The sequence below is a fragment of the Agromyces sp. CCNWLW203 genome (assembly GCF_036576125.1).
GTDB lineage: Bacteria > Actinomycetota > Actinomycetes > Actinomycetales > Microbacteriaceae > Agromyces.
This window is the reverse complement of the sequence record NZ_JAZHYX010000001.1, coordinates 184,685-206,458: the sequence shown is the minus strand read 5'-3', so window position 1 is coordinate 206,458 and position 21,774 is coordinate 184,685. Positions and strand designations below refer to the sequence as shown.

The window sequence follows — 21,774 nt, the reverse complement described above, 5'->3', positions numbered from 1 at the left end:
GCAGTTCTGGGCAGTCGTCGACGACGTCGACGAGCAGATCCGGCGCACGTTCGTGGAGCGGCCGGTCTATGCGGTTCGCGGATGGCCCGGGCGCACGATCCTCTCCGAGTGGGCGGTGGGCGACGGCGGCATCCGCTCGCTGATGTTCCTTCCGGAGGGGTTCGAGGGCGCGGATGTCGAGGGTGCACACGCCAGCCCCCGAGTCGGCGTGTTCGCCGCTGGATTCGCGCGCTGCGCGGTGGTATCTGAGCGACGCGCTCAGGACCTTGCACCTCGCCTCATCCGAGCGTGTCGTTCGGCACGAGCGGAGCGCGCTCGAGTTCATCGAGCAACGCGTTGCCTGCGGCATCCGTCGTCACCTGCTCGCCGAGCCGCGCCGCCGCTTGCCGGTAGCGCGCATCGCCGAGCACCCGGGTGACCGCCTGCGCGATCCGCTGCGACGATGAGCGGCGAGAGATCGCGACGCCCGCGCCGCGCTCCGTGACCCGTACGGCGTTGTCGGCCTGGTCGCGGCCGTGATGCAGCACGACGAGCGGAAGCCCCGCGGCGAGGGTCTTGATGACCGTGCCGTGGCCGCCGTGGGTCACGACGAGGCTCGCGCCCCGCATCACGAGACGATGCGGGGCGGATGCCACGACGCTGACGTTCTCGGGAGCGCGGATCGCCCTCGGCTCGACGGCCGGCCCGGTCGTCACGACCCCGCGAACCGGGAGGCCGCCGAGCGCGTCCGCGATGCGCTGCAGGCATTCCACGTGGTTCTGGAACGTCGACGACATCGCGACGAGCACGAGCGGGTCGTCGCCGGCGGGCGGCGTCCACGGCGTCTCCGACGCCCAGTCGGGGTCGTCGAGGATCGGTCCGACGTACCGGGCGTTGGCAGGCAGCTCGGCCGGGAAGTCGAACGCGGCCGACGTCAGCACGAGCTGCCGGCGCGCGTGCTGCATCTGGTTCCACATCGTCGCGACCGGGTCGAGGCCGTGGTCGGTGCGAACGGCATTCAGCGGCGCAAGTGCGAAGTGGTCGAAGAGGCGCCTGCCCGCCGCCCCGAACGCCCGGTCGCGGAGCGCGCCCGTCGCTCCGTGCCCCGGTTTGAGCCCGACGCCGAACGGCGGCATGCCCTTCGCGGGCAGCGCGTACGTGTTCGGGATCAGCAGGTCGAACGGCACGCCGCGCGACTCGGCCGCGATCATGGCCCCGACGGCGAACGAGGAGACCACCACGAGGTCGGGGCCGAGCTCGTCGATCGCAGCGATCGTGTCGGCGGCCTGCATCGGCGCCGGGCCGACGATCATCTGCTCGGCCATGCCCTTCGCGATGCCGGGCGGGGTGCGGATCGCCCAGTCGTCGAACGGCTCCGTCACGCGCCCGGTCGTCGGCCGGAACGTCGCGCCGACCGCGACCACCGCGTGCTCGAGCGGGTCGTCGGCGAGCACGACGACACGATGACCGCGGGCGACGAGCCGCCGCGCGACGCCGATCTCGGGAGGCACGGTGCCGCCGGCGTCGGTGAGCACGAACAGGTAGCTGCGAACGGAGTCGCTCATGCCCGGCAGGCTACGCCCGACGGGGGCTCGCGGCATCCGTGCTGGCGCTGAGGCTCGAATCGCTCGGTCCACGGCTCGACTCGCACTCGGCGGCGATCGGCGCGACAATGGGGTGGATCGAAGGGGCACGGCATGGCAGAGCTGAATACGGAATCGACGACGGATGCATCGGCGGCGCCGACGCCCGCTGCCGCCCCCGCACCCCAGGCCTCCGCACCTCACGGCCCCGGGCATCACGCGCTCGGCTGCCCCGAGTGCTTCGAGGAGCTGCAGCGCAACCACGACTGGTGGAAGGCGCGGCCCGAGGGCGCGCGACTCGTCGGCCTCGTCGTCGCGCGCGACGACATGCCCTCGGTCGTGGAGCAGCGGAACGACCTCGCCGACTTCGGTGTCGCGATCCTCGACTTCAAGCACCCGGCCGCCGAGGCTCCCGAGACCTGGGAGCAGCGCCTCGCCCGCCTGTTCGACACGCTGCGCGCCGGAGACGTGCTCGTCGTGGCGAACGAGCGCGCCCTCGGCCGGAATCGCGACGAGGTCACCCGCACGATCCGCACCCTCGCCCGGCACAACCTCGTGGTCAAGGTGCTGAGCCACGGCGCGCCGCACCTCGAGGACGCGCGCGCCTGAGCCGCGTCCGCGTGCGCAAGGGCTGGCCGTCGCCCGGCAGCCCGGAATAGTGTCGAGACATGAGCATCGACAACGGGCCTCAGCCGAACGTGTTCGACCTCGAGTCGGCCACCAAACAGAACGACACGTACCGCACCGTCGTATGGAGCGGCAAGTACCTGCAGGTGACGCTCATGTCGATTCCCGTGGGCGAGTCGATCGGGCTCGAGGTGCACCCCGAGACCGACCAGTTCCTCCGCCTCGACGCCGGCCGCGGTCGCGTGAAGATGGGGCCGTCGGAGCACGACCTTCCGATCCAGCAGGAGGTCTCCGACGGCTGGAGCATCCAGGTGCCGGCCGGCACGTGGCACGACGTCGAGAACATCGGCGACGAGCCCATGCGGCTCTATGTCGTGTACGCGCCCGTGCATCACTCGGCCGGCATCGTGCAGCCCACCAAGGCGGACGCCGAGAGGGATGAGGAGTCGGGCGTCGACGAGCCGCCCGCATGGGCCGTCGAGCCCGAGCAGGGGCTGCCCGACGAGCACGCCTGAGCCGTCGGTCCAGGCGGGCCGCCGCATCCTCACCGAGGGATCTCTGCCACCGGGTTCGCGCTGCTCTTCGGCGTGCTCGTGCTCGTGTTCGTGTTCGCGCCAGCCTTCCGTTCCCGCCCGGCCAGGTCGAGCCTCCTGATCGCTGAGAGCTTCCGGAACGGCACGCTCGCCGCCGCGATGAGCGTGAGCATCAGCGCGAGGTCGAACACCGCGAGCCACGCGCCGCGTGGCGACGTGAGGGCGAGCGCGGTGCTGCGCATCATCGATCCGAGCATCACGGCGACGAGGATCGAGACGCCGATGGCGAGGGCGCCGCAGATCGCTCGCGCCCACATCGGGCGGCCGCCGCCGAAGGCGTATCCGCCGCCGATCGCGATGAGTGCGATGAGCACGGCGCCGCCGCCGAGTCCCTGCGTGAGCAGACCCACGAGGCCCTCGGGAATGAGCATCGGCGCGATCGCGAAGGCGAGCGGGGAGGCGACGCACCAGCGCAGCATCCGGCGTTCGCGAGCGGATGCCGCGGGGCCGACCGTCGAAGCCCAGCCGATCGCCGCCCCGACGATGAGTCCGGGCAGCAGCACACCGACGAAGGTGCCCCAACTGAAGGCGGAGATCGTGCCGCTGAGTTCGGCCATCCAGGCCCGCAACGCGCCTGCCCACGCGAGGCCCGCGATGGCCCCGACCGAGATCAGCGCCCACCTGTTCATGCCGGCGCTGTCCCGATGCGACGTGCAGGACCGCCCGTCGCCGCCCGAGCGACGATTCGCTCGTCCATGATCCCTCCTCCATCGAACTGTCCTGACAGTAGGCTGGCGACAACCGCGAGACATCCGTGGGACCACGCAATCCAGGACTACGCGATCCAGGGACGGGCATGCGTACCGATTCGGAGCGATCTGCACCGGATGCCGCCGCCGAGGCGCACCGGCTGCTCGAGACCGCGCGGCGTGAAGCACGGGCCGGATCACGCGCCTCGGCCTGGGCGGCCTGCCGAGCTGCGGCGGCGATCGGGCGCCGTACGGGCGATGCCGTGGTCGTCGCAACTGCGGCGACCCTGCTCACCGACCGTGAGCTCGTCGAGTGGCGCACGGCGCCCGACCGGCAGGCGATGTGCGTCGAGGCGCTGCGGATGCTCGGCGCCCCCGGCGACGACGACCCGATCACGCGAGCGTTGCGGGAGCGCGTCGAGGCGCAGCTCGAGGCGCTGTCCACCGGCTGGGCGGAGCACGTCGCAGTGTCGCGGGAGCGGTTGTCGCCCGCAGACGTGGATGAGCGCTTCGCCTCGCTCCGGGTCGCGCATGGGCGCGCGGTCGGTCCTGGTGCAGCGGCTGCCCGGCTCGTGATGGCCGATGAGGCGATGGCGATCGGTCGCGCCGGCGATGACGACGAGGTGCTCGCGTACGGGCGCCTCTGGCGGCTCGACTCGCTCGTGCAGCTCGGGCGGCGCCTCGAGTTCAACACGACCCTCGGCGAGTTCAGCGGCCTGGTGGAGCGGCTGGCATCGCCGACCTGGACGTGGCGCCTGGCGAACGTGCACGCGTGCCTCGCGCTGCTGGAAGACCGCCTGGATGACGTGCCCGCCGCGGTCGCCGCCGCCGAACGCGCCGGCGTCGAGGCCGGGGTGTCGGATGCCGCGTTCTTCGACCTCATCCTGCGATCCCACGTCGCCCAGCGCACCGGAGTGGGAGTCGCGAGGGTCGAGGCGGAGGTGCGAGCGGTCATCGTGGACGGCCCGCTGTTGGCCCAGGGTTGGCGGGCGGTACTGCTGGCCGACCTCGGCCGCGCCGACGAGGCGGTCGCCGTCTGGCATACGCTCGCGCCGCACATCGCCGAGCTGCCGCCCGAGTCCAACGAGGTGCTGGTCGCGACGGTCGGCCACGCCCGGCTCGCCATCCTTGCTGATGATCGGGAGCGTGCAGCAGTGGTGCTCGAGCTCCTCCGTCCCTACGCACACCTCCATGTCGCGGGCCCGGCGACGACTCCCTATGGCGGGCCCGTGTCGCTCACGCTCGCGGCGCTCGCGAACTACCTCGGCGACCGCGTCGCTGCCCGGGACTGGGCTGATGACGCGCGCGAACGCGCCGAGGCGATGGGTGCCCCGTGGTTCGTCGCCTCGTCGCGCGCCGTGCTCCGGGGCGGAACGACCCTCGCGCCGCTCTCGCCACGGGAGACGGAGGTCGCCCGCCGGGTCGCGGCCGGCGACTCGAACCGTGCGATCGCCGATTCGCTGTTCCTCTCCGAGCGCACCGTCGAGCAGCACGTGCGGAACATCATGCACAAGCTCGCCCTGCCGAACCGGACGGCGGTTGCCACCTGGGTCGCTCGCTCCGGGCGCTGACCGCCCGGATCGCTCACGCCGAGCCGTCACGCGGCCGGGAGCCGCCGACGAGCAGGCGGATGCCCGCGCGCGCGAGCATGAGCACGAACACATCGACGAGTCGACGGCGCGGATTCGCACGCTGGCTCCCTCGGTCGGCAGGGCATGACGGGCATCGTCCCCGACAGCCTTCGCAGGCTACACCCGCGCGCGGATGCGACCCCGGAGGAACGGGAGCGCCGGTGCCCGGTACTCGAGCGCCGGAGCATGGTGCGGTTCGAGGGCGAACTCCGCACGCCCGAAGCGCCACATGCGGTTGAACAGGTAGACGCCGATCACCGCGGTCTCGTCGGCCGGCAGTTGCCAGGTGCCGTCGCCCCACTGCGCGGGTTGGCCGAGGCCACCGATCACGAGCGTCGGCCGAATGCGGCCGTAGAGCGCGAACCACGGCTTCCGGAGGGTCAGTTCGATGCGGCGGGTCGGCGCCGACGGCTCTGCGGAGGTCACGCGCCCACCCAGCTCGCATCGGCCATGAGGGCTTCGAGGTCGCCGAGCAGCCGTGCCGTATGGAATCCGTCGGCGGCGGCGTGATGGATCTGCACGGCGATCGGCAGCAGTGTGCGGCCCTCGCGCTCGACGTACCGGCCGAGCGTGAAGATCGGCAGCAGGTGGCTCGTGCCGCCGTCGATCTGCAGCGTGAATCCGGTGAAGCTCGTCCAGGGAAGGCTCGACACGTCGAACACGTTCGGCGGCAGCGGGCCTTGCGGGAACATCGTCGTCGCGCTCGCCGCAGTGGCGAGCAACTCGGCGGCCTGCTCATGGAAGCGGCCGAAGTCGGGGTCGTACGGCGCCCACACCGCCGCGAACGTCTCGCGTTCGGCGTTGAACACCGTGAACGCCGGGTGCACCACGGGCCAGCTCGCGGCCTCGCCGGCGTCGGTCAGCGCCATGCGGAACTCCTGGTGCCGATTCACGACCGTGGCGATCGCCCAGATCTGCGCGACGTAGGTCTTGCGCGAGGAGGAGCGAAGTGCGGCTGCGAACGCCGTCACGTCGATCTCGACGGTGATGGCGTAGGTGCACGGCACGCGGTGGCGGTAGTGCTCGAACGCCTCGCGCCGCGACCACGCGGCGAGGTCGATCAGGTCTGGGGCGGTCATCCCTCGATCGTCGCACGCTGCCGTGGTGCGCATGACGCGCGGCGCGACATCCGTCAGTCTTCGTCGGCGTTCGTGCCGGCCGCATTCGTCGCGGGCGCGTTCGTGGCGGGCATCGTCGAGAGTATCTCCCTGGCCTGCTCAGCGGCCCGGGCGATGCTCTCGCCCACGAAGTCCACGAAGCGCGCCATGTTCTGGAGGCGGTTGCCGGCCGGGGTGTCGCGTCCGAAGACGTTGACGCCGCGACGGGCGGCCTCGGCGAGCTCGGCGTTGGAGCGCGCCGCGGCGATCATCGACTGGTACCAGGCGTCGTTGTCGGCCGAGTAGCGCTCGCGGCGGCCCGTTTCGACCTCCCGGCGCACGAGCCCGATGGTCTCGAGCAGGGCGATCGCCTTGGAGACCGACGCCGCACTGACCTGGAGGCGCTGCACGAGCTCCGCCGCGGTCAGGCTGCCGGCGTCGGAGGTGTACAGGCAGGTGAGCACTGAGGCCGCCATGCGGGGCAGCCCCGACTGCATGAGGATCGTGATGAACGCCTCTTCGTAGTCGTGCACGGCGTCGGGGTCGCGACCGTGGGCCGGCGCAGGGGCGCCCTGGCCCCGTGGCGCAACCGGTTTGCGCTGGTGGGTGCGGCGCTCGGTGGCCCGCTGCGCGAGATCGGCGCGGTACGCCGCGGGGCCGCCGTTGCGCATCACCTCGCGGGTGATCGTCGAGGTCGGGCGATCGAGGCGCCTGGCGATCTCCGCATACGCGAGGTCGTCGGCGAGTCCCAGCGAGATCTGCTGGCGTTCGTGCTGGGTGAGCCTGCCTCCGGGCATGCGGCCTCCTTCATCGACGGATGTCCAGTATGACGTTCGTTCCAACACCATTGCAACGAGCCGCGGACGCAACATTGCGTTAGCAGCGCAGCCGTTGCAACGATTAACCTGCCATGACCAGCATTTTCACGAAGCGAATGCAATTCGTGTATTGCATGATTGATGAACGCAACGTAGCGTTACCAACATCCGAAACAACAGGAAGCAACACCGACTCGAAGGATTCATCATGCTGCAGAAGTTCGACACCCCCGCCCCCATCGCCGCCGTGCTCGACATCTCGGCGGGCCGCGTGCAGGTCATCGCCGCCGACCGGGCCGACACGACGATCGAGGTCCGCCCCGCCAACGCGTCGAAGAGCCGCGACGTGAAGATGGCAGACGACACCACGGTCGACTACCGAGACGGCGTGCTGCGCGTCGCGACGCCCGCCGGCAACCAGCTCCTCGGCCCGTCGGGATCGGTTGAGGTCACGGTGCAGGTGCCCGCCGGATCCCGCGTCGAGGCGAAGTCGGCCGCGGCCGAGTTCCGCGGCGTCGGACGCCTCGGCGACGTCGCGTTCGAGGGAGCCAATGGCACCGTCAAGATCGACGAGGCCGAGAGCGTGCGCCTGTCGGCCCTCGCCGGTGACGTCGTGATCGGCCGCCTCAACGGCCCGGCCGAGATCAGCACCATGAAGGGCGACATCCGCATCGCCGAGGCCGTGCGCGGCTCCGTCGTGCTGAGCGCGCAGGCCGGCAACCTGTCGGTCGGTGTCGTGCGCGGGGCATCCGCCACGCTCGACGCCGGCGCCACCTACGGCCGTGTGCAGAACGCGCTCAACAATACCAAGGGCGCTGACGCCGAACTCGCCATCCGGGCGACCACCGCGTACGGCGACATCGAGGCGCGGAGCCTTTGACCCGCCTACGCCGCATACGACGAGCCGCCGACGCCCTCACCGGGTGTCGGCGGCTCCTTCGTCCATCACAGCGAGCGTTGCCGGGTCCGCGCGCTACACGTGCCCGACGCCGAAGTTCCACGGTGCAGAAACCCAGCTCGTCGTGCCGTCGACCTCCCATGTGTTCACGGTGACCGAGTATGCGTTCTCGTAGTCGATCCCCTGCTGTTGCTCGCCGATCGGCTCGCCGGTCTCGACGCGCACCTGGTCATGCCCGTTGCCGTACCACGGCTCGCCCGACGCCGCTGCGAGCGCCTCGACATCGTCGCCTGGTCGGAAGCCGTTCACGGTGCGCACGTTCACGCCGTCAGCCACGACCGGCGAGGTGAAGCTCACCCTCACGTTCATCTCGATGGGGCCGCCGAGCTCGGTGCTGTCATCGTCGTCCGTGACGCGCAGCCCGTCCCAGACGTACTGGGTGGAGGGTCGGCTCTCGAGGCCGCCGGCACTCTCCGACTGCGCAGGCTCGGCGTCGAGCACAGTCGACAATTGGCTGACCAAGGTCGGTGCGTCGGCATCATATGAGAGCGTCATGACGATGACACCGGCCGCGTCGAGGAGGTCGAGGTGCTCGGGCCTCACCACGATCTCGGTGACCGTGGTGAGGGGGTCGACCGATGGCATCGAACTCGGCGTGGCGACGGCCTCGGGTGACGGTGTGACCTCAGCGGGTGCGCCGAATGTGCAACCCGACAAGGTGAAGGCTGTGAGTATCGTCACGATGACGATGGAACGGCGGGCGATGTCGTTCAATGGGACTCCGCTTCGAGTAGCGAGTGACAGGGTCGCAACACTCTATGGCGCCAGCCGTGCTCGCGGGTCCGGGTGGGCACTGAAGGCGCCGGTCTCGCTCTGGTGCTCGGTGTGCTCGGCAAATACGCTGCAGTGGTGATCACCGACCGAGACATCGCCCGCTGGCGACTGCACTCGCAGCTGCTCGCCGCCCCGGTTGCGACCGCCGCCGACGTAGTGCGCACCCTGACCGCCGTGCAGGCGGAGAACGCGTCGCAGTCGGCATGGGCGGTGGCCACGCGCACGCGCTCGCCCATGCCGGGCGATCTGGCCGACGAGCTCGCCGAGGGGAGGGTGCTCCGCATCCACGTGCTGCGCTCGACCTGGCACTACGTGCACGCCGATGACGCGCTCTGGCTCCAGGAACTCACCGCCCCACGCGTCATGCCGATCTTCGCGCAGCAGCTCCAGCCGATCGCAGGCCGGCTCGACGCCCTCGGCGACGCCGTCGAGGTGCTGCTCGCCGCATCGCCCGATCGCACCCGCGTCGAGATCTCCGACGCGCTCGCCGAGCGCGGCGAGCAGCTCACCGGTCAGTTGCTCATGCTGCTGCTCGGGCAGCTCGAGGTGCAGAGTCGGGTGTGCAGCGGCGTTCCGCGCAACGGCGAGCACACCTATGCGCGCTTCGCCGATCGCGTGCCGAACCCTCGCCGTCTCGAACGAGACGAGGCTCTTGCCGAACTCGCCCTGCGGTACTTCACCGCGCACGGCCCGGCCACCGATCGCGACCTCGCGTACTGGGCGACCCTCACCGTGACCGACGTGCGCCGCGGCATCGCCGCCGTGCGCGACCGGCTCGACTCCTTCGAGCACGACGGCCGCACCTTCTGGCACGCGCCAGGCGATGCCCCGGCATCCGCTGCGCCCACCGGCCATCTGCTGCAGGTGCTCGACGAGATGTACCGCGGCTACCAGGACTCCCGTTGGGTCATCGACGCCGACGGCGTGGTGCCGCGGGTGCGCGAGACCGCGATCGGAATGGCACTCGTCGACGCGCAGCTCGTCGCCGCCATGAAGCGCACGGTGACGGCGAAGGCGGTCACCTTCGCGGTGCACCCGCACCGCACCCTGTCGAAGCGCGAGGTCAGGGCGATCCAGGATGCCGCGGCGAGATACGCCGAGTTCCTCGGCGTCGAGGCGCGCGTGCTCTTCGACGCCGCCTGACGACGGCGACGGCGGCGAACGGCGGCGAACCGTGGCGAACGGCGGCGACCCCGTGACATCCGGCGCTCGAAGGCGCAGTCTGGAAGGCATGGGAACCGTGACGATCTCCTTCGAAATGACCCTCGACGGCGCGTTCGACCAGATGGAGCAGTGGTTCGACGACAACGACCCCGACCTCGTGCGCCACTCCGACGAACTCGTCTTCGGCGCCGACGCCGTGCTGCTCGGCCGCGAGAGCTACGAGTTCTTCCGCGAGTACTGGCCGAAGCAGACCGACGAGCGGGGCTTCGCCGCGCACTACAACGCGCTGCCGAAGTTCGTCGCCTCGTCGACGCTGACCGGCCCGCTCGACTGGAACGCGACGCTCATCGAGGGCGACGTGGCCGAGGCGGTGCGAGGCCTCCGCGAGCGGTACGGCTCGATCATCTCGCACGGCTACGGGCAGCTCGCGGCCACCCTCATGGGCGCCGGGCTCGTCGACGAGGTGCACGCGGGCATCCACCCGTTCATCGTCGGCAACGCCGAGGACCGGCTTCGCACGCCGCACCCGGTCGGCCTGAAGCTGCTCGAGGTGCAGGGCTCCGAGTCGGGCACCATCTTCGCGAGATACGCGCCGGCGTAGCGAACCCGACCGAGCGGAAGGCGGCGGCGAAGCGGCATCCGCTCGCCCGTCGCCTCTAACATGAGCGGGTGGACTTCTCCTTCGCCTTCACGCCCGATCTCATCGCCGTCTTCGTGACGCTGTTCGTGCTCGAGGTGGTGCTCGGCGTCGACAACGTCATCTTCATCTCGATCCTCGCGTCGAAGCTGCCGAAGGAGCAGCAGGCGCGCGCCCGCAACCTCGGCCTGACCCTCGCCATGGTCATCCGCGTCGTGCTCGTCTTCTTCGCCGGGTGGATCATCACGCTGAAGGAGGACGTCGTCGTCTGGTTCGGCATGGGCTTCTCGGTGAAGGACTTCATTCTCATCGCCGGTGGCCTGTTCCTCGTCTACAAGGCGGTCACCGAGATCCACCACAAGCTCGAGGGCGCCGAAGAGGAGCACGGCGGTGCGGCGCCGAAGCGCATCACGTTCAGCTCGGTGCTGCTGCAGATCCTCGCGCTCGACATCGTGTTCTCGCTCGACTCCGTCATCACGGCCGTCGGCATGACCGAGAACCTCGTCGTCATCGTCACGGTCGTCGTGCTCTCGTTCGGCATCATGCTCTTCGCGTCGCGCTTCATCTTCTCGTTCGTCAACCAGCACCCGACGGTGAAGATGCTCGCGCTGTCGTTCCTGCTGCTCATCGGCGTGTTCCTCATCGCCGAGGGCTTCGGCGTGCACATCGACAAGGCGCTCATCTACGCACCGATGGCGTTCGCGATCCTCGTCGAGGCGCTGAACCTCGTCGCTTCGTCGCGCAAGGCCAAGCGTGAGAAGCGCCGCCAGGAGGCCGTGCAACTGCGCCCGCAGTACCCCGACGTCGACGAGTCGGTCGCGGTGTCGGCCGCGCTCTCGACGGGTGAGCGCCGCGGTTCGGTCGGCCTGTCGAGCCGGCCGGTCGAGGGCGAGTCGGATGCCGCGGAGGAGCGCGCCGGGCTCGGCTGACCGTTAGCCGACCCGGGCGAGGAAGTCGAGCACGCGCCGCGTGAGCAACTCCGCCGCCGCAGGGTCGTAACTCGGCAGGCTCGAGTCGGCGAAGTAGTGCTCGTCGCCGGGGTAGAGGAAGAGCTCGGCGTCGTCGGCGAGCTCGACGAGCTCTCGGGCCGCGTCGACGTCGCCTTCGTCCATGAAGATCGGGTCGGCGTCGGCGCCGTGGATCTGCACCGGCACGCCGGCCGGCCACGAGCCGAACTCCGTGACGGGCATGCACGAGTAGAAGAACAGCGCGCCTCGCGCGCCGGACCGGGTCTGGGCGAGCTTCTGTGCGGGCACGACCCCGAGCGAGAATCCGCCGTAGACGAGTTCGTTCGTCAGGCCCTCTGTGGCGCGCTCGCCGCGCGCCATGATCTCGTCCCATCCGACCTCGCGGGCGTAGCCGACGCCCTCCTCGATCGTCGCGAACGTGCGCCCGTCGAAGAGATCGGGCGTGTGCACCGTGTGACCGGCGTCGCGCAGCTCGTCGGCGAAGGCGTGCAGTCCCGCGGTGGGGCCGAGCGCGTGGTGGAAGAGCAGTATCTCTGACATCGTTTCCCCGTTTCGAGAGCGGTCTGGCGATTCCGAACGCGAAGTTACTCGCCCGGTACGACATTGTCGACCGCGTGGACGCGAATGCCCTCCCGCTCTGGCGAGCGGGAGGGCACCCGGTCCGTCAAGCGACGAGCAACTCAGTTCGTCGCGTAGATGCCGAGCTCCCAGATCGAGTAGCCCCAGGTCGTCTTGCGGTCGATGCCCTGCATGCGCACGTACTGCACGGGCTCGCTCTCGGCGAAGGTGAAGACGTCGAGGGCGCAGGTCGAGTCGTCGACCGTGCGGATCGTCGTCCACGTCGTGCCGTCGGTCGAGGTCTGCAGCTCGTAGGCGTTGGCGCACGCCGACTCCCAGTTGAGCGTGATGCCGCGCACGACCGTCGGCTCGGCGAGCTTCACCTGCACCCACGAGTCGTCGCTGTAGCCCGATGCCCACCGCGTCGACGGCTTGTCGTCGTTGACGTTCTGGGCGCCGAACTGCGGCACCTCGGTGCTCGAGGCGGTCGCCGTGCCGCTGGGTGCGACGTTGGCCACATCGCCGGCCTCCCACATCGCGAGCGTGAACCCGATGCGACCGTGGAAGGCGTCGAGCACGCCGTCGGCGATGCGCACCTTGGCCTTGCCCCACGAGTTGTCGGGCGGGTCGACGACGACCGCTGCGGCCTGCGCCGCCGTGGCCTTCGCCGAGGCGGCGAGGGCGTCGGATGCCGCGGTGTCCCCGTCGATACGCGCCTGCACGGCGTCGAGCAGCTCGACCGTCGACTCGCCCCACAGGGCCGCCGCGTCGAGCCAGGGGCTCGAGTCGGCGACGAACGCCGGGTCGGTGGTGCCCGTGCGGATCGCCTCGGGGGCGTCGGCGATGAGCTGTGCGTAGCTGCGCAGCTCGGCCACGGCCGTCGCCTTGTCGCCGGCGCTCCAGGTGTCCCAGAACGCTGCGATGCGGGCCGTGAGCTCAGGCGCCTGCGGCTGCCACGGCGCCCCGAAGCTCGGTGCGAGGTGGTTGAGGTCGGCGAAGACGCGGAGCGCAGCGGCCGTCGCGGCATCCGCGTTCGCAAGGTAGTCGAGCGCCCGCGACCAGTTGTGCCCGGCGTCGTAGGCGGCGTCGTTCCAGGTGAAGTCGGCGACGCCGAAGATCGCGATCTTGCTGGCGGCGGCCTGGTTCATCGGGTTCGAGACGATGCCCGCGAGGTACTCGCCGAGGCCGGCCTCGCGCTTGTCGTACGGCGCGAGCAGCAGGCGGCCGGCGGTGTTGCCGTAGTCGTTGACCGGGTAGTTGTCCCAGAGGAAGGTCGGGCCGCCGAAGACCGTGGCGGCCTTCTGCGCCTGCGCGACCGTGACCGACTGGGGAACGACGCCCTCGCCGGTCCACATGACGACGATGTCCTCGTCCATGGTGCGGAGCGCCGTCTTGTAGCCGGAGTCTGCCGTGTTCGAGTACTCGGTCGGCACCATCTGCAGGGGGTGCACGCCGTCGTGCGTCTCGACGAACTCGCGCTGCACGCGGTCGAGGAATGCGGCCTGCGCGACACCGGCGGTGCGCGCGCTCGGGGCGCCGAACGTCGTGCGGTCGCCGTCGCAGTGCCAGCGCCCGTAGTCGATGTCGTCGAGCGGAATGTTGAACGCCCGAACGCCGAGGTCGTACATCTGCTGCAGCTTGGCGACGAGCGCCTCGTAGTCGCCGTCGCTCGAATAGCAGACGCTGTTTCCGGGCGAGAGGGCGAAGGTGAAGCGCACGTGGTCGGCGGTCGCCGCCGTCACGAGTTCGCCGAGCTCGGCGAGCTTGTCGGCGGGGTAGGGCTCGCGCCAGCGGTCGCGGTGGTAGGGGTCGTCCTTCGGGGCGTAGATGTAGGTGTTCGCCTTGACGTCGCCGTAGAACGCGAGCTGGTCGAGTCGCTCCTCGTGGGTCCAGGGAGCGCCGTAGAAGCCCTCGATCGTGCCGCGCAGCGGCATGGAGGGGAAGTCGCTGATCGAGGCGCCCGCGATGCGGTAGCCGCCGTCGTCGGTCGGCACGAACAGCTGGTCGAGGGTCTTGACGGCGTAGTACTGGCCGGCCGCGTCGGCGCCGCCGAGTGCGACGGTGCCGAGGGGCCCGGCGGATGCATCGACGAGGATCGCGTACCCCTCGGCCTGCGTCGGCGTCTCGGTGTCGCCGAGCGCGGTGTCGATGTCGGCACGTGTGGCGGCGCCGAGCCTGATCGTGAGCGGCGCCCGCTCGGTCGCCGTCGCGCGCTCGTCGATGCGGTCGACGCCGTGCTCGCCGAGCGTCTCGCGCAGTTCGGCGAGCGCCGCGGCATCCGTGTCGTCGTCGACGACGACCTCGACGCGCCCGGGCACGACGAGGTCGGAACCGGCGCGGGTGATCGACTGGGGCGTGGGGCTCACTGCAGGCAGCGGGCCCGTCGGCGGGGCTGCCGACGCCGAGAGCGGCGTCAGCATTCCCGCGATGGCCACGGCGGAGATCCCCGCCATGGCGAACGTCTTTCGAATTGTCTGCATCATTGCCTCCAACTGTTTCGACGGCTCGGAGTCAACGTGTGCCAGTGGTCGGCACAACTTTGTTGACTAAGTAAACTAAGCATTCTCGACGCTAGGTGATCCCAACTCCGAGCGTCAAGGGGCAAGATGTCTTCGTGCAGGCATCGGCACCCGACCCCGCCGGCACGACCGAGGAGACGATCACGTGAGCACCGCCGACCTGCAGCGCAAGTCCGATCTCTTGCGTCGCTTCGCGCGCAACGGCCAGTTCGAGATGCAGCCGGGCGTTCGGCGCGAGCACCTGCTGCGAGCGCTCGGCCTGATCGCACGCGAGCCCGCCCCCGTCACCCGAGCGGTCATCGCGCGGCGCACCGGCCTCACCTCGGCGACGGCGTCATCGCTCGTGGCCGAGCTCATCGCGCTCGGCCTCGTCGCCGAGACCGGTCGCGCCGAGAGCACCGGGGGCAAGCGCGCCACGCGCCTCGAGATCGAACACGACGCCTACCTCGTGGTGGTCGCCGTCGTACGCACGCGCGCGATCGACACCGCGCTCGTCGACCTCGCGGGGCGCGCCGTCGCCAGCCGTCGTGTCGACGTGACCGGCGGCATGGAGGTCTCGACCGTCGTCGATGCGATCCGCGAGCTCACCGCGGGGTTCGAGTCACGGGTGCTCGCTGCCTGCGTGCAGGTGCCCGGCGTCACCGCCGGGGGAGTCGTCGTCGACAGCGTGCAGCTCGGCTGGCGCGATGTGCCGCTCGCCGGCATCGTGACGGAGGCGATCGGCGCACCGGCATCCGTGGTGAACGACGTCGATGCCGAAGCGCTCACCGAGGCGGTCGATGCCGACGACGGCGCGATCCGCCTGGTGGTGCACCTCGGCGAGGGCGTCGGCGCCGCCGTCACGACGGGCGGCTCGCTCATGTCGGGCGCCACCGGCCGAGCCGGCGAGATCGGGCACGTTCGCGTGATCTACGAGGGCGCGCGCACCAAGTGCCGATGCGGGCTGTCGGGATGCCTCGAGTCGGCGACCTCGATGAGCGCGATGCTCGGCGACACCTACACCGACGAGCTCGACGAGCACGACACGACCCTGCTCGCCTCGACCGCGGAGGCCCGGGAGCGCATGGGCTTCGGGGCCCGCGCGCTCGCTCGGGCACTGCGCATCAGCTCGGCGCTGATCGACCCCCAGGAGATCGTCATCGCGGGCGCCGCGCCGGCGCTCGGCCCGCACTTCCTCGGCACGCTGCGCGACGAGTACGAGATGTACCCGGCCAAGGGAACGACGCAGGTGCCGATCCGCTACGGCCGCCCTGAACTCAGCGAGTACCTCGGACCGGCGCGCTTCGCGCTCGCCTCGGTGCTCGGCGACGCGCTGCCGCTCACGCAGGCGAGCTGAGCCGGCGCCGCGGGTCGCTCGGAACGATGTGCGGCCGCACCGGCGCGGGGAGCGAGCAGAATGGCAACATGGTCGAGATCTCGGACGCGGACTTCGAACGCATGGTCGGTGACGTCTTCGACGCACTGCCCGACGACATGGTGCGCGGCGTCGAGAACGTCGCGATCCTGATCGAGAACCAGCCGGTCGGCGAGCGGCCACGTCTGTTCGGGCTGTACAGCGGGCGCCCGTTGAAGACACGTGGGGTCTACGGCTTCGGTGAGCTGCCCGACCGCATCACGCTCTTCCAGAACAACATGCAGGAGCACAGCGCCGATCTCGAGTCCCTGCGCGCGCGAGTCCGCATCACGCTCGTGCACGAGATTGGTCACTACTTCGGTCTCGACGACGCGAAGCTCGGCGAGCTGGGCTGGGCGTAGACAGTTTCCCGGCTCGAGCGAGCCCGGCTCGAGCGATCGAGGCTCAGCCGAGCTCGTCGCGACGGCGCGTCAGCGCGGCGATCTCCGCGCTGTTGCCGGCGAGGGCGATGGCCCGGTCGTAGGCATCACGCGAGTCGTCGCGACGCCCGAGTCGCCGCAGCAGCTCGGCCCGGGTGGCGTGGAAGGCGTGGTAGCCGCTCAAGGCGTCGCCCAGTCGGTCGATGACCGGCAACGCGGCATCCGGCCCCTCGAGCTCGGCGACCGCGATGGCGCGGTTCAGGGCGACGATCGGCGAGGGGTCGAGCCGCACCAACTGGTCGTAGAGGGCGACGACCTGCGACCAGTCGGTGTCGCGGGCCTCTCGCGCATCGGTGTGCACGGCGTTGACGGCCGCGAGCAATTGGTAGCGACCCGGTGCGATTCCGGATGCCAGTCGCTCGCGCACCAGCCGATGGCCCTCGTCGATCAGAGCTTCCGACCAGAGTCCGCGGTCCTGTTCGCCGAGGGGCACGAGTTCGCCCGTCGTCGAGACGCGGGCGGGGCGGCGGGCCTCGGTGAGCAGCATGAGTGCCAGGAGTCCCGTCACCTCGCCATCGTCGGGCAGGAGCATTCGAATCAGCCGGGTGAGCCGGATCGCCTCGGCCGTCAGGTCGGCGCGCACCGGATCGGAGTCGGGGCCGGTTGCGAGGTACCCCTCGTTGAAGACGAGGTAGAGCACGGCGAGCACACCGGTGATACGTGCCGGCAGATCCTGCGCTGAAGGCACGCGGTACGGGATGCCGGCTGCCGCGATCTTGCCCTTCGCGCGGGTGATGCGGCGCGCCATGGCCGACTCCTGCACGAGGAACGCGCGTGCGATCTCGGGCACCGTGAGACCTCCGACGAGGCGCAGCGTGAGCGCGATGCGCGCCTCCATCGCGAGGGCGGGGTGGCAGCACGTGAAGATCAGTCGCAGCCGGTCGTCGTCGATCGCGCCGAGCGGCTCGGGCGGGGTGTCGTCGGTCAGCATCATCGCCTCCCGGTGCTTGTCGTGGCGCTTCTGCTCGCGCCTGATGCGGTCGATCGCCGTGCGGTTGGCGGTCGTGGTGAGCCAGGCGCCGGGGTTCGGCGGCACGCCGTCGGCCGGCCAGCGCTCGACCGCCGTCGCGAACGCCTCGGCCGCGGCCTCCTCGGCGATGTCGAGGTCGCCGAAGCGCTTGGCGAGCGACGCGACCACCCGAGCCCACTCGGCGTGGTGCGCCCGGGTGATGGCCTCGCGTGCGTCGATGGCGGTCACTGAACGATGTTCACACGAACAGGAGCGGTCGTACTTCGAGTCGGCGGTTGCAGGCCTTCGACCCGGCGGTCATGAGTTCGAGCGCGACGTCGAGGTCGGGCGCCTCGATGATCCAGAGGCCCGCCATGTGCTCCTTCGACTCGATGAAGGGTCCGTCGGTGAAGACCGGCTCCTCGCCGCGTGCGTCGATGACCGTCGACGTCTCGGGCGCGGCGAGTCCTGCGGCGAACACCCAGTGGCCACCCGCTCGGAGTCGCTCGTTGAACGCCCGGATGGCCGCCATCTCCTCCTCCGTGCCGGAGCCGGTCTTGTCGTCGATCACGGAAACCAAGTACTGCATCTCATACCTCCACGTGCCGTTCAGGGACATTCTGGTCTGCGTCGCCGCGCCGGGCTACGCGTACTGCGGCCGGCCTGCGGGCCGGAAGGTCTGCGCCATGATGCCGGTCTGGAACGTGCGCGACTCGAGCAGCTCGAGGGCGAAATCCGTGCCCTTGTCGGGAAAGAGTCGCGTGCCGGCGCCGACGATCACGGGGAAGACGATGAGCGTCATCTCGTCGACGAGCTCGCGTTCGAGCAGCCAGCGGATCAGCTGCCCGCTGCCGTGCACCTGCAGCTCACCGCCGGGCCGCGCCTTCAGCTCGCGGATGGACTTCTCGAGGTCGCCCGCGAGCACCGTCGTGTCGGCCCACTGCGGGTCGGTGATCGTGTTCGACGCCACGAACTTCGGGCGCGAGTTCAGGGAACTGACGAACGGGTCGTCGATGTCGTCCTTTCGAACACCGCCCCAGTACGCGGCGAAGAGGTCGAAGGTGCGGCGGCCGAAGAGGAACGCGTCGGCGCGCAGGTAGCAGTCGCCGATGTAGCGCTCGGCCTCATCGTCGTCGAACGCCATCGCCCAGCCGCCCCGGTCGAATCCGGGGTCGAGCTCGGGGTTGTTGCCGCCGTTGGCCTGCATCACGCCGTCGACGGTGACCTGGGTGTTGGTGATCAGTTTCATGATCGTTTCCCTTCTCGGGCCGCCCCTCGCGGGCGGCCTCTCACCCTTGCTACGAACAGCGTGGCCCGAATCGGACACCTCTGGCGAAATTCCCTCGAGCTGTCACAGATCGGGGCGCCGCCGTGTCGTATGTGTGAAGGGCATGAGAGGAGACGAACATGTCGGAGGTACGCAGCCACCGCACGGATCTCACGGGGCGGATGGCTGATCGGCTGGCGCAGACGACCGTCGGTCGGCGCAGCGGGGCCGTGATGCAGGAACTGCGTCATCGCGCGGTGCCGCTGCACTGGTCGAACCTGTTCGGCGTGGTCGCGCTGGCCTGCCTCGCGGTCATCACCGTGACGGGCGTGATGCTGATGTTCCACTACACGCCGTCGGGCGCGACGGTCGTCTACGAGGGGGCGTATCCGACGCTGCACGGCGCCGAGGTCTCGAAAGCGTTCGCCTCGACCATGCACATCTCGTTCGAGGTGCCGGGCGGGCTGGCCCTTCGGCAAGCACATCACTGGGCCGCGCTGCTGCTGCCGGCGGCGCTGCTGGCGCAGCTTCTGGTGACCTTCTTCACCGGCGCGTTCCGCCGTCCGCGCCGCGCGGGCTGGGTGGCGTTGTTCCTGCTGCTCATCGCGGCGCTCGCGGGCGGATGGAGCGGCTACGCGCTGCCCGACGACATGCTCTCGGGCACGGGCCTGCGCATCGTCGAGGGCATCACGCTCGGCATTCCGGTGGTCGGCACGCCGCTGAAGGACCTGCTGTTCGGCGGCCCGTTCCCGGGTGAGATCATCGAGCGCCTCTACCCGCTGCATCTCGTGGTCGTGCCGGCGATGATCGCGCTCCTCATCGTGCGCGTCGCGCTGCTGGCGCGGCACCGGCCGCCGCAGTTCGCCGGGCCCGGGCGAACCCGCGCCAACGTCGTAGGTGTCCCGCTCTTCCCGAACGCCGCCGCCCGGGCGGGCGGGCTCTTCCTGATCGTCTCGGGCCTGGTGATGCTGATCGCGGCGACCGTGACGATCAACCCGATCTGGCTGTACGGGCCGGCCTCACCCGGCGACGCGGGTGCCGGCAGTCAGCCCGACTGGTACACGGGCTTCCTCGACGGCGCGCTCCGGCTCGTGCCGCCGGGCTGGGAGGTCGTCGCGTTCGATCGCACGTGGACGCTGGCCGTGATCGTGCCGCTCGCGGTGATCGGCGCCTTCCTCCTGCTCGTGGCCGTGTACCCGTTCCTCGAGGAGCGCTTCACGGGCGACCGCGGTGAGCACCACCTGCTCGATCGCCCGCGCAACATGGCGACGAGAACCGGCATCGGCGTCGCGGGCCTCGCGTTCTACGGCACGCTCTGGGCGGCCGGTAGTGCGGATCTCATCGCGGACGCCTTCAGCCTCTCGATCGAGGGCGTGGTGCTGGCCCTGCAGGTCACGCTGATCGTCGGGCCGGCGATCGGTTTCACCATCGCCCAGCGGGTGTGCCTCGGCCTGCAGCAGAAGGACCGCGACCTCGTGCTGCACGGGTTCGAGACCGGTCGCATCGTTCGCCTGCCGGGGGGCGAGTACATCGAGGTGCACGAATCGGTCGACCGGTACGAGCAGTGGCGACTGATCGAGGCCGGGGCGCGTTCGTCGGAGTGACTCGGGCGGCGCCGCTCTGGCGCTCGGGTAACTCGTGGGAGTCGGGACCGCCGGCTGAGCGAGCGCCCAGGCGCGGATGGGGGATGGCGGGCGACCGCGCGTCTTCCGTAGGCTGTGCCGCATCGACGGGCACCTGTCGCCCGTCCTCCTCTGGGGTGGGGAGCGAGCATGGTCGACTGGTTCTACGAGACGAGCATCCTGATCACGCTGCCGCTGTTCGTGGGCGGGTTCGTGGTGGTCTCCTGCCTGGTCGTCGTCGCGCTCCGCCCCGTCGTGAACCGGCTCGTGACCGACTCGAAGGAGTGGGATCGCGCGCTCGCGCACGTGATCGGCACGTTCGGTGTCTTCTTCGGCATCCTGCTCGCGCTCGTCGCGGTGTCGGTCTACGAGAACTTCGCCTCGACGCGTCAGGCCGCGATCGAGGAGGCAGGCCGGGTCGGCGCGCTCTACCGGGCGACGACCGGTCTGCCCGACGAACAGGGCGACGAGATGCGACGGGCGCTCGACGCCTACATGCACGCGGTCATCGAGGTCGACTTCCCTGACCAGGCAGAGGGGGATCTCCCGACTGCCAGCGACGTGCAGGTCGAGGAGTTCGAGCGGCTGCTGCATGCCGTCGAGGCGGAGACCCGCGGTGATCAGGCGGAGTTCGAGCAGGCGCTCGCGACCTACGACGCCTTCATCGAGTCGCGCCGAGCGCGCATCGACGCCACCGCCCTCTCGCTGCCGCCGCTGTTCTGGGTGGTGATCTGGGTGGGCGCTGCCGTCAACGCAGTGCTGATCGCGTTCATCCACGTGACGAACCGGGGCCTGCACCTGCTCATGGCGGGCCTGCTCGCGGTCTTCATCGGCCTCGTGATCTTCGTCACGGCCGACACCGACCACCCGTTCGCCGGCGCGATCTCGATCGGGCCGGGCGCGTACGAGCGGGTGCTCGAGCAGATCATCGACGCGCGCGAGTAGCGCGCCGGCACTCGATCATCGACTGCAGCCCGCCCCTCGTAGGGGACGGGATCGACGCCCTCGCGCACGGACGCTCGCCTCTGGGTACCATGCGAACATGACACGGACGAATGCGGTCCTGCGCGGCAACCAGGCCTCCGACGAGCTCGGTCGCGGCGTGCTCATCTTCCTGTGGGTGTTCATCGCGGCCGAACTCGTCGTACCGGCGATCCTCGTGTTCCACCTTGCGACCGGCAATCCGCAGCAGGCGGGTGAGTGGGTGCTCGGTTCGATCGTCTGCATTCTGGTCGCCCTGCTTCTCCTGGCTGGGATGCACTCATCTGCCCGCGACACGCGACAGCTTCGCGCCAAGGGCGTACCCGGAACTGCCAGGGTGCTCTCGGTGGAGCCGCTGGAGGACGGGTACGCGGCGATTCTGCGCATCGATGTCGACGGCCTCGAGCCATTCGAGGCACGCGCTCGCTCCGGAGGATGGAACGGGCCCATCAAAGTCGGAGAGACCGTCGACGTGCTGGTCGACCCTTCCGACCGACTGTTCAGCGTCGTCGATCTCTGACCCGTGA

23 protein-coding genes are annotated in these 21,774 nt (G+C 70.1%); 12 read left to right on the top strand and 11 right to left on the bottom strand.

Features of this window, described 5'->3' with window-relative positions; all coding sequences use genetic code 11:
• Positions 1–278 precede the first annotated feature (278 nt).
• On the bottom strand, positions 279–1,544 hold the full coding sequence (locus VPH61_RS00965; RefSeq protein WP_332061649.1) for a glycosyltransferase: 1,266 nt from the start codon (positions 1,542–1,544) through the stop codon (positions 279–281).
• Between the two features lie 132 nt (positions 1,545–1,676).
• On the opposite strand from VPH61_RS00965, the gene VPH61_RS00960 reads away from it, so the two are divergent.
• Together VPH61_RS00960 and VPH61_RS00955 are read left to right on the top strand one after the other, a co-directional pair.
• Entirely contained in the window at positions 1,677–2,171 is a 495-nt protein-coding gene (locus tag VPH61_RS00960) for a dehydrogenase (protein ID WP_332061648.1), read from the top strand.
• A gap of 59 nt (positions 2,172–2,230) precedes the next feature.
• Positions 2,231–2,704 (top strand): cupin domain-containing protein, encoded by a 474-nt coding sequence (locus tag VPH61_RS00955; RefSeq protein WP_332061647.1) that lies wholly within the window; start codon positions 2,231–2,233, stop codon positions 2,702–2,704.
• A 29-nt stretch (positions 2,705–2,733) separates the two neighbouring features.
• Here the strand turns inward: VPH61_RS00955 and VPH61_RS00950 are convergent, their stop codons facing one another.
• Positions 2,734–3,411 carry a hypothetical protein gene (locus VPH61_RS00950; RefSeq protein ID WP_332061646.1) on the bottom strand — a complete coding sequence of 226 codons (678 nt, stop codon included), beginning with the start codon at positions 3,409–3,411 and terminating at the stop codon, positions 2,734–2,736.
• 167 nt (positions 3,412–3,578) lie between these two features.
• Between VPH61_RS00950 and VPH61_RS00945 the strand changes: the two genes are divergently transcribed.
• Positions 3,579–5,042 (top strand): helix-turn-helix transcriptional regulator, encoded by a 1,464-nt coding sequence (locus tag VPH61_RS00945; RefSeq protein ID WP_332061645.1) that lies wholly within the window; start codon positions 3,579–3,581, stop codon positions 5,040–5,042.
• A gap of 177 nt (positions 5,043–5,219) precedes the next feature.
• Here the strand turns inward: VPH61_RS00945 and VPH61_RS00940 are convergent, their stop codons facing one another.
• Genes VPH61_RS00940 through VPH61_RS00930 form a run of 3 tightly spaced genes read right to left on the bottom strand, consistent with a single transcriptional unit; the run spans position 5,220 to position 6,996 of the window.
• Positions 5,220–5,528 (bottom strand): hypothetical protein, encoded by a 309-nt coding sequence (locus VPH61_RS00940; protein WP_332061644.1) that lies wholly within the window; start codon positions 5,526–5,528, stop codon positions 5,220–5,222.
• Positions 5,525–6,181, bottom strand: coding sequence for a CatA-like O-acetyltransferase (locus VPH61_RS00935; protein WP_332061643.1), 657 nt, complete (start codon positions 6,179–6,181; stop codon positions 5,525–5,527). The genes VPH61_RS00940 and VPH61_RS00935 overlap by 4 nt, the downstream gene beginning before the upstream one ends.
• A gap of 53 nt (positions 6,182–6,234) precedes the next feature.
• Positions 6,235–6,996, bottom strand: coding sequence for a GbsR/MarR family transcriptional regulator (locus VPH61_RS00930; RefSeq protein WP_332061642.1), 762 nt, complete (start codon positions 6,994–6,996; stop codon positions 6,235–6,237).
• A 229-nt stretch (positions 6,997–7,225) separates the two neighbouring features.
• Here VPH61_RS00930 and VPH61_RS00925 point away from each other — a divergent pair, with 229 nt between their 5' ends.
• Entirely contained in the window at positions 7,226–7,897 is a 672-nt protein-coding gene (locus VPH61_RS00925) for a DUF4097 family beta strand repeat-containing protein (protein ID WP_332061641.1), read from the top strand.
• 93 nt (positions 7,898–7,990) lie between these two features.
• On the opposite strand, the gene VPH61_RS00920 is transcribed toward VPH61_RS00925, so the two are convergent.
• The gene (locus tag VPH61_RS00920) at positions 7,991–8,560 is read right to left on the bottom strand and encodes a hypothetical protein (RefSeq protein ID WP_332061640.1); all 570 of its coding nucleotides are present in this window, start codon (positions 8,558–8,560) and stop codon (positions 7,991–7,993) included.
• A gap of 264 nt (positions 8,561–8,824) precedes the next feature.
• Here VPH61_RS00920 and VPH61_RS00915 point away from each other — a divergent pair, with 264 nt between their 5' ends.
• From VPH61_RS00915 to VPH61_RS00905, 3 genes are all read left to right on the top strand, one after another.
• Positions 8,825–9,892, top strand: a complete 1,068-nt coding sequence (locus VPH61_RS00915) for a winged helix DNA-binding domain-containing protein (RefSeq protein WP_332061639.1) — start codon at positions 8,825–8,827, stop codon at positions 9,890–9,892.
• A 97-nt stretch (positions 9,893–9,989) separates the two neighbouring features.
• Positions 9,990–10,514, top strand: a complete 525-nt coding sequence (locus VPH61_RS00910) for a dihydrofolate reductase family protein (protein WP_332061638.1) — start codon at positions 9,990–9,992, stop codon at positions 10,512–10,514.
• A 68-nt stretch (positions 10,515–10,582) separates the two neighbouring features.
• Positions 10,583–11,479, top strand: coding sequence for a TerC family protein (locus tag VPH61_RS00905; protein WP_332061637.1), 897 nt, complete (start codon positions 10,583–10,585; stop codon positions 11,477–11,479).
• Positions 11,480–11,482: 3 nt separating this feature from the next.
• On the opposite strand, the gene VPH61_RS00900 is transcribed toward VPH61_RS00905, so the two are convergent.
• Together VPH61_RS00900 and VPH61_RS00895 are read right to left on the bottom strand one after the other, a co-directional pair.
• Positions 11,483–12,058, bottom strand: coding sequence for a dienelactone hydrolase family protein (locus VPH61_RS00900; protein WP_332061636.1), 576 nt, complete (start codon positions 12,056–12,058; stop codon positions 11,483–11,485).
• 140 nt (positions 12,059–12,198) lie between these two features.
• A complete protein-coding gene (locus tag VPH61_RS00895) occupies positions 12,199–14,529 on the bottom strand; it encodes a beta-N-acetylglucosaminidase domain-containing protein (protein WP_332061635.1) in 2,331 nt (776 codons plus the stop codon).
• A 211-nt stretch (positions 14,530–14,740) separates the two neighbouring features.
• Between VPH61_RS00895 and VPH61_RS00890 the strand changes: the two genes are divergently transcribed.
• Together VPH61_RS00890 and VPH61_RS00885 are read left to right on the top strand one after the other, a co-directional pair.
• A complete protein-coding gene (locus VPH61_RS00890) occupies positions 14,741–15,931 on the top strand; it encodes an ROK family transcriptional regulator (protein WP_332061634.1) in 1,191 nt (396 codons plus the stop codon).
• Between the two features lie 68 nt (positions 15,932–15,999).
• A complete protein-coding gene (locus VPH61_RS00885; protein ID WP_332061633.1) occupies positions 16,000–16,350 on the top strand; it encodes a metallopeptidase family protein in 351 nt (116 codons plus the stop codon).
• A gap of 43 nt (positions 16,351–16,393) precedes the next feature.
• Here VPH61_RS00885 and VPH61_RS00880 read toward each other — a convergent pair whose 3' ends face one another.
• Genes VPH61_RS00880 through VPH61_RS00870 form a run of 3 tightly spaced genes read right to left on the bottom strand, consistent with a single transcriptional unit; the run spans position 16,394 to position 18,626 of the window.
• Positions 16,394–17,626: an RNA polymerase sigma factor gene (locus VPH61_RS00880; RefSeq protein ID WP_332061632.1), complete on the bottom strand. Its 1,233-nt coding sequence runs from the start codon at positions 17,624–17,626 to the stop codon at positions 16,394–16,396.
• A gap of 10 nt (positions 17,627–17,636) precedes the next feature.
• Positions 17,637–17,966, bottom strand: coding sequence for a YciI family protein (locus tag VPH61_RS00875; RefSeq protein ID WP_332061631.1), 330 nt, complete (start codon positions 17,964–17,966; stop codon positions 17,637–17,639).
• A gap of 54 nt (positions 17,967–18,020) precedes the next feature.
• Positions 18,021–18,626: a dihydrofolate reductase family protein gene (locus VPH61_RS00870; RefSeq protein WP_332061630.1), complete on the bottom strand. Its 606-nt coding sequence runs from the start codon at positions 18,624–18,626 to the stop codon at positions 18,021–18,023.
• 158 nt (positions 18,627–18,784) lie between these two features.
• On the opposite strand from VPH61_RS00870, the gene qcrB reads away from it, so the two are divergent.
• The 3 genes from qcrB to VPH61_RS00855 all read left to right on the top strand — a co-directional run bounded on the left by qcrB (position 18,785) and on the right by VPH61_RS00855 (position 21,767).
• The gene (qcrB, locus tag VPH61_RS00865; protein WP_332061629.1) at positions 18,785–20,248 is read left to right on the top strand and encodes a cytochrome bc1 complex cytochrome b subunit; all 1,464 of its coding nucleotides are present in this window, start codon (positions 18,785–18,787) and stop codon (positions 20,246–20,248) included.
• Positions 20,249–20,416: 168 nt separating this feature from the next.
• Positions 20,417–21,211, top strand: a complete 795-nt coding sequence (locus VPH61_RS00860) for a bestrophin-like domain (protein ID WP_332061628.1) — start codon at positions 20,417–20,419, stop codon at positions 21,209–21,211.
• A gap of 97 nt (positions 21,212–21,308) precedes the next feature.
• Entirely contained in the window at positions 21,309–21,767 is a 459-nt protein-coding gene (locus tag VPH61_RS00855; protein ID WP_332061627.1) for a hypothetical protein, read from the top strand.
• Positions 21,768–21,774: the final 7 nt, after the last annotated feature.

Coding starts and splice junctions, on each gene's coding strand:
- VPH61_RS00945 (WP_332061645.1), top strand. CDS start 3,579: ATGCGTACCGATTCGGAGCGATCTGCACCGGATGCCGCCGCCGAGGCG.
- qcrB (WP_332061629.1), top strand. CDS start 18,785: ATGTCGGAGGTACGCAGCCACCGCACGGATCTCACGGGGCGGATGGCT.
- VPH61_RS00950 (WP_332061646.1), bottom strand. CDS start 3,411: ATGAACAGGTGGGCGCTGATCTCGGTCGGGGCCATCGCGGGCCTCGCG.
- VPH61_RS00855 (WP_332061627.1), top strand. CDS start 21,309: ATGACACGGACGAATGCGGTCCTGCGCGGCAACCAGGCCTCCGACGAG.
- VPH61_RS00875 (WP_332061631.1), bottom strand. CDS start 17,966: ATGCAGTACTTGGTTTCCGTGATCGACGACAAGACCGGCTCCGGCACG.
- VPH61_RS00885 (WP_332061633.1), top strand. CDS start 16,000: ATGGTCGAGATCTCGGACGCGGACTTCGAACGCATGGTCGGTGACGTC.
- VPH61_RS00965 (WP_332061649.1), bottom strand. CDS start 1,544: ATGAGCGACTCCGTTCGCAGCTACCTGTTCGTGCTCACCGACGCCGGC.
- VPH61_RS00960 (WP_332061648.1), top strand. CDS start 1,677: ATGGCAGAGCTGAATACGGAATCGACGACGGATGCATCGGCGGCGCCG.
- VPH61_RS00895 (WP_332061635.1), bottom strand. CDS start 14,529: ATGGCGGGGATCTCCGCCGTGGCCATCGCGGGAATGCTGACGCCGCTC.
- VPH61_RS00930 (WP_332061642.1), bottom strand. CDS start 6,996: ATGCCCGGAGGCAGGCTCACCCAGCACGAACGCCAGCAGATCTCGCTG.
- VPH61_RS00955 (WP_332061647.1), top strand. CDS start 2,231: ATGAGCATCGACAACGGGCCTCAGCCGAACGTGTTCGACCTCGAGTCG.
- VPH61_RS00935 (WP_332061643.1), bottom strand. CDS start 6,181: ATGACCGCCCCAGACCTGATCGACCTCGCCGCGTGGTCGCGGCGCGAG.
- VPH61_RS00925 (WP_332061641.1), top strand. CDS start 7,226: ATGCTGCAGAAGTTCGACACCCCCGCCCCCATCGCCGCCGTGCTCGAC.
- VPH61_RS00860 (WP_332061628.1), top strand. CDS start 20,417: ATGGTCGACTGGTTCTACGAGACGAGCATCCTGATCACGCTGCCGCTG.
- VPH61_RS00870 (WP_332061630.1), bottom strand. CDS start 18,626: ATGAAACTGATCACCAACACCCAGGTCACCGTCGACGGCGTGATGCAG.
- VPH61_RS00920 (WP_332061640.1), bottom strand. CDS start 8,560: ATGCCATCGGTCGACCCCCTCACCACGGTCACCGAGATCGTGGTGAGG.
- VPH61_RS00900 (WP_332061636.1), bottom strand. CDS start 12,058: ATGTCAGAGATACTGCTCTTCCACCACGCGCTCGGCCCCACCGCGGGA.